General features: G+C 42.8%; 10 protein-coding genes and 3 pseudogenes. 5 read left to right on the forward strand and 8 right to left on the reverse strand.

Features of this window, described 5'->3' with window-relative positions:
- From HMPREF0106_RS18435 to HMPREF0106_RS18420, 4 genes are all read right to left on the reverse strand, one after another.
- On the reverse strand, window positions 1-1,875 hold the full coding sequence (locus HMPREF0106_RS18435) for an alpha-L-fucosidase (RefSeq protein ID WP_009039296.1): 1,875 nt from the start codon (window positions 1,873-1,875) through the stop codon (window positions 1-3).
- Window positions 1,876-1,915: 40 nt separating this feature from the next.
- Window positions 1,916-2,596 (reverse strand): hypothetical protein, encoded by a 681-nt coding sequence (locus tag HMPREF0106_RS18430; RefSeq protein ID WP_009039297.1) that lies wholly within the window; start codon window positions 2,594-2,596, stop codon window positions 1,916-1,918.
- Window positions 2,597-2,731: 135 nt separating this feature from the next.
- Window positions 2,732-5,578, reverse strand: coding sequence for a TonB-dependent receptor (locus HMPREF0106_RS18425; protein WP_009039298.1), 2,847 nt, complete (start codon window positions 5,576-5,578; stop codon window positions 2,732-2,734).
- A 31-nt stretch (window positions 5,579-5,609) separates the two neighbouring features.
- The gene (locus HMPREF0106_RS18420; protein ID WP_009039299.1) at window positions 5,610-6,968 is read right to left on the reverse strand and encodes a DUF4925 domain-containing protein; all 1,359 of its coding nucleotides are present in this window, start codon (window positions 6,966-6,968) and stop codon (window positions 5,610-5,612) included.
- A gap of 239 nt (window positions 6,969-7,207) precedes the next feature.
- Between HMPREF0106_RS18420 and HMPREF0106_RS18415 the strand changes: the two genes are divergently transcribed.
- Complete coding sequence (locus tag HMPREF0106_RS18415; protein WP_032851078.1) at window positions 7,208-8,059, forward strand: helix-turn-helix domain-containing protein; 852 nt, start codon at window positions 7,208-7,210, stop codon at window positions 8,057-8,059.
- A 707-nt stretch (window positions 8,060-8,766) separates the two neighbouring features.
- On the opposite strand, the gene HMPREF0106_RS18410 is transcribed toward HMPREF0106_RS18415, so the two are convergent.
- Window positions 8,767-9,951, reverse strand: a complete 1,185-nt coding sequence (locus tag HMPREF0106_RS18410; RefSeq protein WP_009039303.1) for an aminopeptidase C — start codon at window positions 9,949-9,951, stop codon at window positions 8,767-8,769.
- Between the two features lie 133 nt (window positions 9,952-10,084).
- On the opposite strand from HMPREF0106_RS18410, the pseudogene HMPREF0106_RS27725 reads away from it, so the two are divergent.
- Together HMPREF0106_RS27725 and HMPREF0106_RS18405 are read left to right on the forward strand one after the other, a co-directional pair.
- Window positions 10,085-10,309 (forward strand): annotated as a pseudogene (locus HMPREF0106_RS27725) (hypothetical protein); the annotation flags it as partial.
- Window positions 10,296-10,610, forward strand: coding sequence for a hypothetical protein (locus HMPREF0106_RS18405; protein ID WP_009039304.1), 315 nt, complete (start codon window positions 10,296-10,298; stop codon window positions 10,608-10,610). The pseudogene HMPREF0106_RS27725 and the gene HMPREF0106_RS18405, both read left to right, overlap by 14 nt.
- Here the strand turns inward: HMPREF0106_RS18405 and HMPREF0106_RS18400 are convergent.
- Complete coding sequence (locus tag HMPREF0106_RS18400) at window positions 10,574-11,101, reverse strand: hypothetical protein (protein ID WP_009039305.1); 528 nt, start codon at window positions 11,099-11,101, stop codon at window positions 10,574-10,576. The two genes, HMPREF0106_RS18405 and HMPREF0106_RS18400, sit on opposite strands and share 37 nt — an antisense overlap.
- Window positions 11,102-11,285: 184 nt before the next feature.
- Here HMPREF0106_RS18400 and HMPREF0106_RS18395 point away from each other — a divergent pair, with 184 nt between their 5' ends.
- Together HMPREF0106_RS18395 and HMPREF0106_RS18390 are read left to right on the forward strand one after the other, a co-directional pair.
- On the forward strand, window positions 11,286-13,508 hold the full coding sequence (locus HMPREF0106_RS18395) for a cation:proton antiporter (RefSeq protein WP_009039306.1): 2,223 nt from the start codon (window positions 11,286-11,288) through the stop codon (window positions 13,506-13,508).
- Window positions 13,489-14,334: a patatin family protein gene (locus HMPREF0106_RS18390; protein ID WP_009039307.1), complete on the forward strand. Its 846-nt coding sequence runs from the start codon at window positions 13,489-13,491 to the stop codon at window positions 14,332-14,334. Before HMPREF0106_RS18395 ends, HMPREF0106_RS18390 begins: the two co-directional genes overlap by 20 nt.
- 87 nt (window positions 14,335-14,421) lie before the next feature.
- Here HMPREF0106_RS18390 and HMPREF0106_RS18385 read toward each other — a convergent pair.
- Window positions 14,422-14,604, reverse strand: a pseudogene (locus HMPREF0106_RS18385) (WYL domain-containing protein); the annotation flags it as partial.
- Between the two features lie 36 nt (window positions 14,605-14,640).
- Window positions 14,641-14,860 (reverse strand): annotated as a pseudogene (locus HMPREF0106_RS0124415) (ISAs1 family transposase); the annotation flags it as partial.

Here is a 14,860-nt window from a genome sequence, read left to right on the forward strand (position 1 = left end):
TTATTGTATACCGATTTCGGCCAGTCCCATTGGTTCACCATCATGTATCATCCGTGTTGCTTTCAGTTGGACATAGCGGGCGTTAACCGGAGTAAAGTAAACCGATTGCAGAATCGGATTATTCTTTATATTGGAAAATTCATCTTTGGCTACTACCTGATTGACAGCATTACTATCCGTTCCGACAGAGATTTCATAAGAGCTGATTATTCCTTTATTATATTCACTCTGGTCGGGGAGATAATGGAAGGAGGTAATTGTGCGTTCCTCTCCCAAATCAATCAATAATGTATTTCCGTTGATGAAGCAGGTGGTCTGATTGTTTTTATCCATACATTTTTGTGCTTCCTCCGCATCTACTCCGGTGAGCGTGAACGGATAACTCTTCAACTCTTCTGCTTTTGCGGTATATGTATCGGAAGTCTCTCCTGCATAGTAGGCTTCTATGTTATTGATACAGAGGCAAGCTCGCGAATCTGTAAAACGTACACGGATCTTATCTGTGGTGACTGTTTCGAAACGAAGAAGACGTTTATATCCGATAGTGGTCGTCTCTTCATTCAATTTTACCGGAAGCCATTCGCCTTCCTGGTTGTATTCTACAACGAATGATTTGACACGTTGCCCCAGAGGTATATATTCCTGTAACATCATGCGGTTAATCTTTTCCGTTTGAGGCAGGGCAAACTCGATGGTGGCAGAGTTGACACCGTCATTGGTAGCCCAATAAGTATCATAGTCACCATCGGTCACCGCTTTTGCAGAGAATGTTTTTCCCCGTTCGTCCGATGCTTTGGGAGAAAGTCCCGCCAATAGGTTGTGTGCCAGTTGCTTTTGTACGTTCTGGTGGAAGTTTACGGCGTTGGCAGAGTCTGTCGGATGAATCAGTCCGTCACGATCGACCGGGAAGTTGAGTAACAATGTTGCGTTATGACCTACGCTACGGTAATACAGATCGGTCAATGCATCTGCTGTTTTCACACGGTCGTCTTCTTCCGGATGATAGAACCATCCCGGACGGATGGATACGTCACATTCTGCGGCTACCCATTGGTTGCCGTCGGCATGGCCATATTGCAATTCACGATATTTGGGGTAACCCGGATAAACTTCTCCGGCACGGAGAAAAGACCAGTTGGTAGCTCCTGCAAATCCGTTTTCGTTACCTACCCAACGGCAGCCCGGACCTCCATCCGAGAAGATAACAGCTTGTGGTTGCAACTCGTCGATCAACTTATAGGCTCGCGGATAATCGTAATAAGTTTTGCGGTCGATAGTACGGCTGTCTTTTGCTCCGCCATACCAGCCGTCTCCGCCATTGGCACCGTCAAACCAGATTTCAAAAACATCACCATAGTTGGTTAATAGCTCGTTGAGCTGTTTATAGAAGTATTCTACGTATTCGGGAGAACCATAGTTGGCTTGATGCCTGTCCCAGGGAGACAGATAAACAGCGAATTTAATGCCGTACTTCTTGCAGGCATCCGATAGTTCGCGAACGATGTCGCCTTTTCCGTCTTTATACGGGGTGTTACGGATGCAATATTCTGTCAGTTGAGTGGGCCACAGGCAGAATCCGTCGTGATGTTTGGCTGTCAGGATCACTCCTTTCATGCCGGATTTCACAAACGTCTGTACCCATTGCTCGCAATCTAGTCGGGTAGGATTGAATGTTTTAGGATCGGAATCACCGTATCCCCATTCGCGGTCGTTGAATGTGTTAAGTCCGAAGTGTACGAAAGCGTATGTTTCCATTTTTTGCCATTCTACCTGTTTGGCTTCGGGAATGGGCAGGATAGCTTCCGGTGCTTTGACTGAATTACAGGCACTTAATAGAAGGAGGCCTGCTCCGAAAATAAGAAAGTGTTTTTTCATGGGGGTAATTTATTTGTTAATAATTGAGTGTAAGAATCATCTACAACGTAATTCCGAATACAAAATAAAGTTGCTCTTCATAGGGGTTGGCTATTAGCTTTCCGAATATGGGCAGAGAGAAGTTGGACGTTATTTTGATTTCTTTCGTTGCGGATAATCCGATATTGACTACATTGAATTTGTCGGAGTACATACTTTCCCAAGGGGTAAAACCTGCTTCGACGCTCATGTTTACATCTTTTACGCTGAACGGATAACTCAATTCGCAATAGCTGGACCAGGCACGTTTTCCGTTTTCACGGTAGTCGTTTCCGGCAAAGGTGGTGTACCAGCTGACTGATAATGGAAATTTCTCGCTAAGCATATATCCGGCTCCTACTTCAAAAGTATGTCCGGTGGAATGTGAATTGTAATTGAAGTATTTGAAAGGTTCTTCTTCTGTTTGAGTAAAATAGTTATTGGCGTAGAGAGTCAGGTTTTTGTATTCGTACTCCAGTGATAAGTCTATCTCATTATTCTTTTCGCGAAATTCGGTAGAACCCCATGCATAGACGGTCAGGCTTTTCCAGTTGAGGCCGAGTGAGGGTTGCACACTTGCGTTGCCGCTGTCCATACCACGCCAGATGTAGCTACTTACAAAATCTGCGGTTACAAAAACTTCTTGTGCCTGTACAAAGGCTGTACATAATAAGATAGCAATAAGTAGGATTTGTTTTTTCATTTTATCGACTGTTTTTTCTCGTTTTCGCGGGGTAAAGATACGCAATATATAGATAAATGATGACAGATGCGGAAAAAAAGAAAGCGGCTGCATCGTGCAGCCGCTTCTGAATCGGTTGTAAATTCTAAAAGTTATTTAGAAGGTAATATCCATCTTAACAACAAACGTGCGTGGAGCGGCAACTGCCATCGGGCGGTAGCTGTATTCTTTATTTAACAAGTTGTTGACCATAAACTGAAAAGCTACCTCTTTGGACGCTTTTACTCCAAGGCGCATATCCACAGTGGCGTAGTCCGTATTATGTTTTTTCCAATAAGTAGCCAAAGTCTCTCCTTTAGAATAACCGAACGCGATGCCGCGAACGTAATCCATCAAGTCGAGTTGTGTTTTCGGACGTTCATCCATCATCAGGTAATCCACTGCGAGGATTTTACTCTTCCAGGCAACGTTTGCACCCAGATTGATACGTTTCCACTGGAAATCTACCGTCGCTTTAAAGCTGTGTTTCGGACGATACTTCAAATACTTTCCGGTGTTCGATTTTTCTTTCATTTGAAGAGGATCGGTATAAAGAGCTTCCGCATCATTGCGTTCCTTATAATCCGCATCACGGGGTTCGGTGTATACATACCCTAAGTTATAGAACAACTTTGTGTTCTTGTTGAAGTTATAAACGCCGTTTGTTGATATTTCCACTCCGTAGATTTGTGCTTTCGATACGTTATGAAACTGTGCTCCGATTCCGAAACCTTGACCACCGGTTATCATTCGGATGGCATCACTGATGCTGTTAATCATCGTATAGTCCGTATTATTGAATAGTCCGAACTGGAATTCGACCATATCCTTATATTGTGTATAGAATCCTGCAACATCTACAAATCCCTGGAAATTACCAATCTTATATCCTTGCTTGAATCCCAATTCCGCATTAAACCCTTTTTCCGGTTTGATATCCAGATTCGGGTAAACGCCGACTCCTCCGATATCCTTGCGCAGGTATTTCTCATTGATGGACGGGTTACGGTAACCTTGTCCGAAGCTGGCACGGATAAAACTGTAATCTGCCAACTGATAGTTCAGTCCGGCACGGAACACGGGGCGGAATGGAACTTTAGTTCCGAATATCTTTGTTTCTGCTTCACGATGGTGATTGTTTACACGATAGTATTCGGCACGCACACCGGCAGATACGCTTAGACGGTCCCAGAAACGTTGGTCGTACTGGAAGAAAGCAGCTATGTTATCGCTTTTGTAGACTTCGTCCATGATGGCCGAATTATACCGTACATGCTCATAAGTGGCTCCGGTAGTGATTTGTGCGCCACTGTCCCATTTCTTGTTGAACTGATAATCAAGATAATAGTTAGTGCTTTTATCAGTCTGCGTCTTAGGAGTGTTTCGTGAAGGATTGAGTACGTCGGACACCCAGGGAATCAGGTCACCAGGCAATTGTCCGTTCGTCAGTCCTCCCAAATCACTGGGTAGCCCGCTGTCCATCACCCAGGAAATCAGATCACAATAATCGGCAGTCGTTGCGTTAGGGAAGATATTGCCTAATGAAGTGAATACTCCATTCATGGCGTCTTCCAGATTACCATTGATTAGTCCTGAACCGATTCCCACCAATGCCGGGTAGAATGAACTGTAATCACCGCCTGCAATATTCTGTATCGTTTGGGCATCTGTCCCCATATTGCCCAGAATATCCATGATAGATGCTCCCTGGGTAGGACGTACGATATTGTCGGCACTATAATAGAAACGTCCCTTGATCTTATGTGACGTACCGTTTTCCGGATTCACATAGTTGACAAACGGGTCGATATGGAAATTATTATCTTCCCTGCCCATGTTGGTGAAAGGAGAGGGCTTGTACACCTCTGTCGGTGAACGCCAGATAAAAAAGTCACCATATTGATTAGACAGGAAATCGATATTAAAACCATAGTTCAACAGTTTCATTCCCATGTCCGGTTGGTGATAGGTTAGGTTACCTCCCATGCGGAAACGTTTGTTATGTCCTTGCTGGCGGTATCCTTCATCGGTGAAAAGATTAAGGCTGCCACTGACGTCGAAATTACCGATACGACGGGCGTGGGAGAGATCGAATCCTTCGTAAATCGGATTACGCACACCACTAAGAAGATTTCCGCGCAGAATCGGTTTGACCGAATATTTATCTTCTTTCCAGAAATTCTTATCACTCCATTGGTATTCGTCATTCTCCGCATCACCATAGATACCGAGATATGCGCTGAAACGTGTTTTCGGAGCTAACCCCGGACGTGCGGTGCGGATATTGATGATACCATTCAAAGCCGATGAACCATATAAAACGGAAGAGGCTCCTTTGATTACTTCAATCTGCTCGATATTCTCCAAAGGTACGGTGTTCCAGTTGATTTCGCCTGTCTTGGGATTCAGGGTACTCATACCATCCACCAGAATCTGACTGCGTGCACCTACTCCGTATGTCCATCCGCTACCACCACGTATGGAAGGTTGTTTGTCAACAATATCCACTCCCGGAAGAGTGCGGAGGGTAGACGATATATCTGTTGGTGCCTGGCGGGCAATGTCACCGGCTTTCACTACATCCATGGAAATAGTGACATTACTCAATTTCTGTTCAAAGCGTCCGGCGCTGACCACGACTTCCTCCAGCAGCTTGGTGCTTTCTTTCATGTAGACGTTTTTGGTGATTACCTCACGCCTGTCGATTACGATCGGCATCAGTACATCTTCGTAGCCCACATAACTGAATACGAGATCGACACCCCCTTCGGGCAGCTTGATTTCATAAGCCCCATGAATGTCGGACACTACTCCCTGGTTACCCTGTAACTTATACGTAACGGCTGCTCCCACCAATGGCTCATTGGTATTTGCATCATATATATGTCCTTTCAGCGTTTGGGCAAAACTACCCCCAAGGCTGGTGAAGCATAGTAGCAAAGTTAGAATATATATTTTCTTCATTGTTTTCTTTTTTGATATTCATAGTTGATGTTTATTCTTGTGGCAGAAGATCCAATCCTAAGTCAATAGTATTGGCTGCATTCCATAAAACCGGCAGACCGTTTTCGTCATTTCCCATGAGAAGTCCGAGTAGGTTTTTAAATACAGTATTGTTAGCCATGCTTTCCGGCAACATTCCTTCCACTATCGGTTGCAGTCCGGGCAATAACTGAATGAAAGCAGTTGTCGACTCTTTGGTTAAGTAAAGATGGGTATGTCCGTCTTCCTCTTCTATATGAAAGATAATTCCTTCGGTCAGTAAGTAGAATACCTGTTGGAAGCTCGCCGTATCCATACTGGTTATGATACCGAGCAATGGATTGTCGATCATGGAGTTTACGATTCCGAGCAACAGTTTCAGTTGCACAGGATTGGATTGGGCAAGAGCTTCCATAATTCCGGAAACCAGTCCTGAATCGATAGGAGTTTCACTGTCCTTGGTTGCCAGACTGATAATTGCCGGTAAGTTCAGGTTTATTTTAAGTTTACCGCTCTCCTCTGTCCAAGTGATTAGATTAATAGGTGAAGCGGTCCATGTACGGTCTGTCAATGCATTATTGATATCTTTTTCCGTCAGTAAACCAATCATAAACTTGGTGACAAATGTTGCGATGGTACCGACGTCTTTATCCGGATCTATGTTATTGATCGGTACGCTGCCGATGTAAACGGGACTCGTCGTATAATTGGCTACAAGGTTACCGTCGGGTTGTAGGGTGATTGTCTGAAGAAGTTGCGGTATGAAATAGCAAAGTGCATTTTGAATCAGTTTCATCCTTAAAAACAGTGTACTGCCCGCTTTGGTCAGTTCCACGTCATCCAGATGGACATAGAATCCTCCGGTTAAGATTTCATTCGTTTCTTTCCATACATATTGCCCTCCGCTGTAAGTGACAGTCATTTTCTTTCCTTTAGTGAAATTGGATATGCCATAACTTTTCTTCCATTTACTTTGCGGCATTACTACATCCAAATCTAGTTTCATTGTTTTCGGAGTGATGGCACCGCTATATGTCACGGTTGCTCCTCCCATCGTGACGTTTTTGCCGCTAAATGTATAAGAGTCTTCCTGTTCGCACAGACTGATTGGAAGAGGAGTTTGTTTCTCTCCCGGGATAATGTCATTCAGTGTCAAGGTTCCTTTTTCACTGTCTTCTGTTTTAAAATCGACAGTTTTTCCAACGAGTTTCTCCCCGCTGTAGGTCAGGTTCAAGGTAGCCGGTTTGATGTATGAGCCATACTCCTGGCAGAGTTCACCCGGCCAGAATAGCTTGCCATTATAGGTTTCCTCGCAAGATGTAAGGAGGAAAGCCGTACAAGCTACATAAAAAAGTCTTTTTAAAGTTCTCATTCTCTTCTAGGTTTTATTTCAACATATTTATTAAAACGATGCAAAGTACGGCTAATAGGTGACTGCCGTCAAGCTCCATTCTTGGGATTCAATATTCTATATTTGCTATTTTCTTAAATACAATTCTAATAAAGAAGAAAATAATGTTCTATTTGTAGGATATAATATACCATTTTTGAACTTGTTGTCCGGAATCCGGATGAAATGGATATTTTTGGTAAATTAAAAAAGAACTGACGATGACAACGAACGAATCCTTTCCTAAATTTGACCTTCCGGTTGATTTTATAGCAGATGACAGTATCACCGGAGATATCTTAAACTACTATGGTAATTTCCCCTGTAAAATAAAAGCCGGTGTCTTTATGCTTTGTACGGAAGGGATGGTCAGAGCTACCATTAATTTGTTGGAGATTGTCATTCGTAAGAATGATTTCATCGTTGTTCTTCCTAATTCATTCATTCAGATACACGAAGTTTCGTCCGATACCCGTATTTCTTTTGCCGGTTTCTCGTCCGATTTTATGCTTTCGGGCAATTATGTGGAAATCCTGCTGGACTTTATGCCTATGATATTGAACAGTCCGGTCATTTCTCTGCAAGAGGATGTTGCCGGCTTATACCGGAATGTATATCTTTTACTGATTCGTGCTTATACACTCCCACATTCATTAGAAAATAAAGAGATCATACGTTCCGTACTGGCTATTTTTTTGCAGGGAACGAAAGAATTGTATAAACGCTATGGCAAGAAGCTCGATGAACCTTTGAGAAGAGAACAGGAGTTGTACAGGCAGTTTATACAGTTGTTGATGGTTCATTATACCAAAGAGCATGAAGTGGCGTTTTATGCGGAGAAGTGTGGGGTTACTGCGGCACATTTCTCAAGTGCCATCCGTCGGGCAAGCGGATACAGTCCGTTGGCAATCATTACAGAAATTATTATTATGAATGCGAAGGCCCAATTGAAAACCACCCGGTTGCCGGTGAAAGAAATAGCTTTCTCGTTAGGCTTTAACAATCATTCTTTTTTCAATAAATACTTTCGTAAAAAGGTGAAGATGACTCCGCTGGAATATCGCGAGAAATAAATCTGCGTCTGCTTAAAATTGGACTATACATAAAAATGGGATGTTTTATACATTCTCCCTGCTGTCAATCAGAGCCGGTATGCAAGAGGTTGATAAAAAATCGCTTAAATATGTATCAGGGAAATGCGAAAAGACAGCGCTTTGCTGATGGAAGATCCTTTTGGTACTTATTTGCTTTCAGAGTCGGAGTAAATGAATGATTCTTTTCCTATTATATAGCTATTTGCTATATAAAGAATCAATGGATTCTGAAGTGAAATAACTTGGAAATGGCTCTTCTTTCAGCCCCAAAATCCTTTCTCACCGATGAACGCTGGCTTGGTCGGTGAGCAAGGATGCGTTTCTCACCGACCAAGCCTGCGTTTCATTAAAAGCAAGGGTGCATTTATACCATAAAGACCGTCTGTTTTTCCTTGTATTTATGCATAATAAGGGGCTGTATGTGTATAATCTTGCATTAATTCATGCATTTTATTCTCTGCTTGATTTGATTCATAGCCACTGTCAAACGGTAGAATCTTAAAAATAGAACAAAACTGTTTACCGTTGAAATCCGTTCTTTGGTCGATTCTATTTGGAGGAAAAAAGCAGCAGTCTTACTTTGGTTTCGATAACATGGAGTAATCCCGGAAAATAACTGCTTAAAAAAGCCTCAGAAGCTATTTGTAGCTAATGAGGCTTTTTATTTATAAAGGATGGGTACTCGTTTATTTGATTCCCAGTTTTTTAGCAATCTCTTTAGGCAGTGCGTCTTTGTGTACAAGAATATTCATAGTCTTGTAAGCAACGAATGCTTTGGAAGTATACCAGATACCATTGTATTTGCCTGATTTACCCCAAGAATTCTTCACCATGAAGTATTCTTTTCCGTTTTGGTCTTTAGCGATACCGTAGATTACCATTCCGTGGTCGTCCGTAGTTTCCCAATTGTCGAAAGCAACTTGGCGCATTTCTTGAGTGACGTCGATTTCCGGGTATGGTTTGGTTGTCATCATTTGACGTTTGTTAGCAGCAGTCAGGCCGGTCCAGCGAGCCATATCCGAACCGGAAAGTTCAGATTCTTTGTTTACATCTGGCATAACGGCGATACCGTCACGTGTGAATCCCTGTTCGCTGACGTCGCTACCCCATGCAAAAGTATAACCTTTCTTTACAGCATTGTCCATTACAGCCATCAGCTCTTCGATAGGCAGGTTGTAGGATAAACCATTGCGCCAATTATCCTGAATCTCGATTGCGAATTGAGAATAGAATGGATGATGTGTATAAGAAGTCAGTGATACATAGTCGTCACAGTTCAATCCCAGTGATTCAGAAAAAGTCTTCGGAGTATATTCTTTGCCTTTGTATGTGAATTTCTCCGGACATGCTCCCAGATAAGTATCATAAATAGCGCTTAGTCCGTTTTTCCATACCGGAGTCAATTTGCTCAACTTACCTTTCGCAATAGCATTGATGTAACCGGAAGCAACAGCATCCAGCTCGTTATGTACCGGCAACGTGTCACCGTACATGATACCCGGCATCACTTCTTGAGGAACAATACCATAATTCTTGATGCAGTACATTACATCATAAAAACTTCCGCCCGGGGAGAAAGAACTGTCACCATGATAGCGTACATAGTTTACTCCGCGATCCTGCATCGTTTTGTGTACGACAAACATTTCAGACAGGTCATACTCGCCTTTACCTAAGCGAAGCAATTCTGATTCAATGAATCCGAGAGTTGAGAAACTCCAGCAAGTGCTCGAACGATTTTGATTCTTGATAGAAGTAATCGGGTTTTCTTTCACTGTCGTGAAAACAAAACCTTCTTCAGGTTTTGCATCTTGTGCCATGATGTTTAGGCTGAACAAGCCTAAAGCAGCAATAAGGATTGTCTTTTTCATTCCTATGAAATTAATATTAAATTGTTTTGGCTACAAATATAGGAAAGTTTCACCACAGATTACACAGATTTACACAGATTATTTCACCACAGAGGACGCAGAGGACACAGAGGAAGATAAAGGAAAATTGAGATCAGGACAGACTGCAGGAAGCAGTTACCGCTCTAACTACTGGATTTACGACCCTTTGACAGACCTGTGGGATGGGGAGGATTTGACCGATTTCGAAGGAAGCACACGCTCGAAAGCTGTATGTTTTTCTACTGGAAAACGGGGAATTATAGCTACAGGAGGATCTTCCACTTATTATTACGATGATACCTGGGAGTTGAAACCATACGAATATGAAGAGAAATAAAAAAGTAATAGGTGTTAGTTGCTTTGTCTTACTGCTTTTAGTGGGAATCATGTATGTGTATGTGCATCCGGTAAATAGATACCGTTTGGAAGTGACCCGGGTTGGAGGTAGTGGGTACGGCTATAAAATTTATGAGAGAGAGCGTTTGATAATTGTTCAACCTTTTTTATTGGCACAATCATGCCACCTTACTGGCACGACTGTGTCAATATGGTGGCACTGGAGTGCCAATACGATGGCACAAGGTAAAGCATTAAGTGCAGATTATTTTTTCTCTTCTTCTTTGGGTGCTACTACATAATCTTCTTTGATAAACTCATCATACACACGCTTGGGATGATCGAATGGAGCGGTTCCATTCTTCTGTTCATTGAAGTTTTCCCTGCGGAATTGTTTCAGTTTCAGGTTATCTTCTGCATACTCTCTCAATTTCTTATGCTCATTTCCGTAGAGCGAACTTTCAGTCACGTCAGAATTGAGCAGGTTTTCTTTAGGAGTAATAGTAGGTAGGAGCACTTGTTCCAACAGACCACGATAGGCACCGTTATATTCGCACCATACAATATCGTTGGTTACAAATATACGATAGGAGTACTTTGACCATGCGGTTTTGATTTCAATAGATGTAGCATAAATTTCAATGGTAGCTTCTGAACCATACGCTTGGTCACGGATCACAACGGTCGTCCGACCGCTCAGTTCTTCCTTCACGGAAGTTTGCCACTTATCAGAGTGTAAGATTTCTTCGATAATTTCCGGCAAATTTTCTTTAATCTCAAACTGTATTCTCATGGTGCTTGCCTGCGGGCAGGACTTTTTTGATTTTTTCCTCCTTAAACAATTAAGCTAGCCTAAAGTTACATAGATTGAAGCAAAAAAACAAGATTTTGTTTGAGAATTTGTTATTTTCGCCAAACTATCTGCCTTTTTCGTTTGTTTTTACCATAAATATGCACAAATCGTAAAAATAAAGTTTATGCGGAACAGGGCCCGGAAGAATTATGTCATTTATGTACTGATGTTACTCCTGTTTGGAGGGTTGATTTATGTTGCTATTGAAGAGGGTGACCGGTTTTCGCACTATGCGGTAAATGCGCAGAACATAGTACAGGGGAATCCATTCACTATGTTTCTCCAGTTTATACAGGATAATCTTCATCATCCGCTCACTACCTTGTTGATTCAGATTATAGCCGTACTGCTGATGGTGCGTCTTTTTGGCTATTTGTTCAGTCTGATCGGGCAACCGGGAGTGATTGGAGAGATTGTTGCCGGTATTGTGTTAGGACCTTCCGTACTCGGCTTTTTCTTTCCGGATGCTTTTCATTTCCTTTTTCCGGCACACTCGCTTACCAATCTTGAACTGTTGAGTCAGGTGGGACTGATCCTTTTTATGTTTGTCATCGGTATGGAGCTGGATTTCAGTGTACTGAAAAATAAAATAAATGAAACGCTGGTGATTAGCCATGCCGGAATCTTAGTACCCTTCTTTCTGGGCATCTTGTCTTCTTACTGGGTGTACGAAGAATATGCAGCTGCCCAAACACCGTTTCTTCCATTTGCTTTGTTTATAGGTATTTCTATGAGTATCACCGCTTTTCCGGTATTGGCGCGCATCATTCAGGAGCGGAATATGACGAAGACTCCTTTAGGGACGCTGACCATTGCTTCCGCTGCCAATGATGATGTGACAGCCTGGTGTCTGTTGGCAGTGGTGATTGCTATCTCCAAAGCAGGAAGTTTTGCCAGCGCACTTTATTCAGTGGGGCTGGCAGTTGTCTATATTGCGGTCATGTTTTTGGTTGTTCGACCGTTTCTGAAGAAAGTGGGAGAAGTATATGCCAACCGGGAAGCAATCAATAAAACATTCGTGGCATTTATTCTGCTCATTCTTATTATTTCTTCTTGTCTGACCGAAATTATCGGTATTCATGCACTATTCGGAGCCTTTATGGCAGGGGTAGTGATGCCGTCTAATCTGGGTTTCCGGAAGGTGATGATGGAAAAGGTGGAGGATATTTCATTAGTATTCTTTTTACCTCTGTTCTTTGCCTTCACCGGATTGCGCACGGAAATCGGTTTGATAAACAGTCCGGAGTTGTGGATGGTATGTTTACTGTTGGTGACGGTTGCTGTTGTCGGCAAACTGGGTGGATGTGCCATTGCCGCCCGTTTGGTGGGTGAGTCGTGGAAGGATAGTCTGACGATAGGGACATTGATGAATACACGGGGATTGATGGAGCTTGTCGCTTTGAATATCGGTTATGAAATGGGAGTTCTTCCTCCCTCTATATTCGTAATTTTGGTCATTATGGCGCTAGTTACGACCTTTATGACTACTCCTTTGCTTCATTTGGTGGAACATATTTTCGTACGTCGGGAAGAAAAATTATCTTTGAAGCACAAATTGATATTTTGTTTCGGGCGTCCGGAATCCGGGCGTGTGTTGCTTTCCATTTATGATTTGTTATTTGGGAAGCAGTTGAAGAAAAATCATTTGATTGCAGCACACTATACGGTGGGCACGGATCTGAATCCGTTGAATGCCGAACATTATGCCAGCGAGAGTTTTGCTTTGCTCAATCAACAGGCGGCGAATTTGAATATCCAGGTAGATAACCATTATCGGGTGACAGACAAACTTGTACAGGAAATCATCCACTTTGTCCGTAAAGAACATCCTGATATGCTGCTTTTGGGAGCCGGGAGTCATTATCGTTCGGATATGCCGGGAACTCCGGGAGCAATTTTATGGTTAACGCTCTTCCGGGATAAGATTGATGAGATTATGGAGCAGGTGAAGTGTCCGGTGGCCGTATTTGTCAATCGTCAGTATCGGGAAGGCACGACGGTCAGTTTCGTACTCGGCGGAATGATTGATCTGTTTCTTTTTTCCTATTTGGATAAGATGTTGCAGAACGGACATTCGGTGCGTCTTTTCCTTTTTGATACGGACGATGAAGAGTTCCGTGGACGCATTGACGATTTGCAGGTGCGTTATCCGGAACAAACGATGATAGTGTGGTTTGCGGGAGTAGAAGATTTAGTGACTGAAGAGAAAGACGGGTTATTGATAATGAGCCATCTTTCTTATACGAAATTATCCGAGGATGAGGCTGTGATGCGTGAATTGTCATCTTTGCTGGTAATCCGCCGGAATAAGAATACGGGAGATAAAAATGAAGGACTTGAAAATTGATGAATCTACGGGATTAGTGTTGGAAGGCGGGGGAATGCGCGGAGTATTCACCTGCGGTGTGCTTGATTATTTTATGGATCACGATATCCGGTTTCCCTATGCGATAGGAGTGTCTGCGGGGGCGTGCAACGGGTTGTCGTATGCATCACGGCAACGGGGACGTGCCAAGTACAGCAACATTGACTTGTTGGAGAAGTATGATTATATCGGTCTGAAACATTTGCTCAAAAAACGTAATATACTGGACTTTGATCTATTATTCAATGAGTTCCCCGAACATATTCTTCCTTACGATTATGAAACATACTTTGCTTCACCGGAACGTTTTGTGATGGTGACTACGAATTGCATCACGGGAGAAGCCAACTATTTCGAAGAGAAAAAGGATAGTCGCAGGGTGATTGATATTGTCCGCGCATCCAGCAGTCTCCCTTTTGTATGTCCTATTACTTATGTAGACGGGGTTCCCATGCTCGATGGAGGAATTGTAGATTCCATACCTTTGAAAAGAGCCATTACGGATGGCTGCACGAGAAATGTTGTGGTACTCACCCGTAACCGGGGGTATCGGAAAGATTCGAAAGACATTCGTATCCCTTCGTTTGTATATCGGAAATATCCGAAGTTGCGCGAAGCGTTAAGTCGGCGGTGTGCTGTTTATAATGAGCAGTTGGAAATGGTAGAGCGCATGGAGGATGAAGGACAGATTATCGTTATTCGCCCGTTAAAACCTGTAGCCGTAGACCGCATCGAGAAAGATGTGCAAAAGCTGACAGAGTTTTATCAGGAAGGGTACGAATGTGCGAGAGCCTTACTTGAAGAATAAAGTCTTCATAGTTGAATAATAGACAGGCTCTCCATGCTTTTTTGTTTTTCTTGAATGTCAGATAGGATAATTGGGCGTGTTCCCTTTTCATTTTGAATGGGTATATTGTTCGGCAGCCTTTTTTAGTTTCCTACCCATCAATTCTACCAGAGTCTTCGGATAAAGAACGTGTATTCCCTCGGCATATCCGAAGAATACTCGTTCTAACTCATGGTTGATGACGACTTCAATTTCCAGTATGACACTTCCGTCAGCTAACCTTTCCACCAGGGCGAACGCTCAATAACTTGTACATCCTATTATTCTCTATATTTTTTCAATCCCAATGACTTTATCTCTTATTTTCTCGTCCCATCCACACGCTTTCCTCTTTCCTGCCATTCCCAGTTTGATATCGCTCTGTTTTAATAACATAAGTGCCAACTTTGATATGGCGGAGAAGTTGATTGCAGCATTTCCTGTTTTTCTGTCATCATCTTCTCTGAATCCTATATCAAGTACCCAATGCAGGTTGTTTTCAACCTCC

The sequence above is a fragment of the Bacteroides sp. D22 genome (assembly GCF_000163675.1).
Classification (GTDB): Bacteria; Bacteroidota; Bacteroidia; order Bacteroidales; family Bacteroidaceae; genus Bacteroides; species Bacteroides xylanisolvens.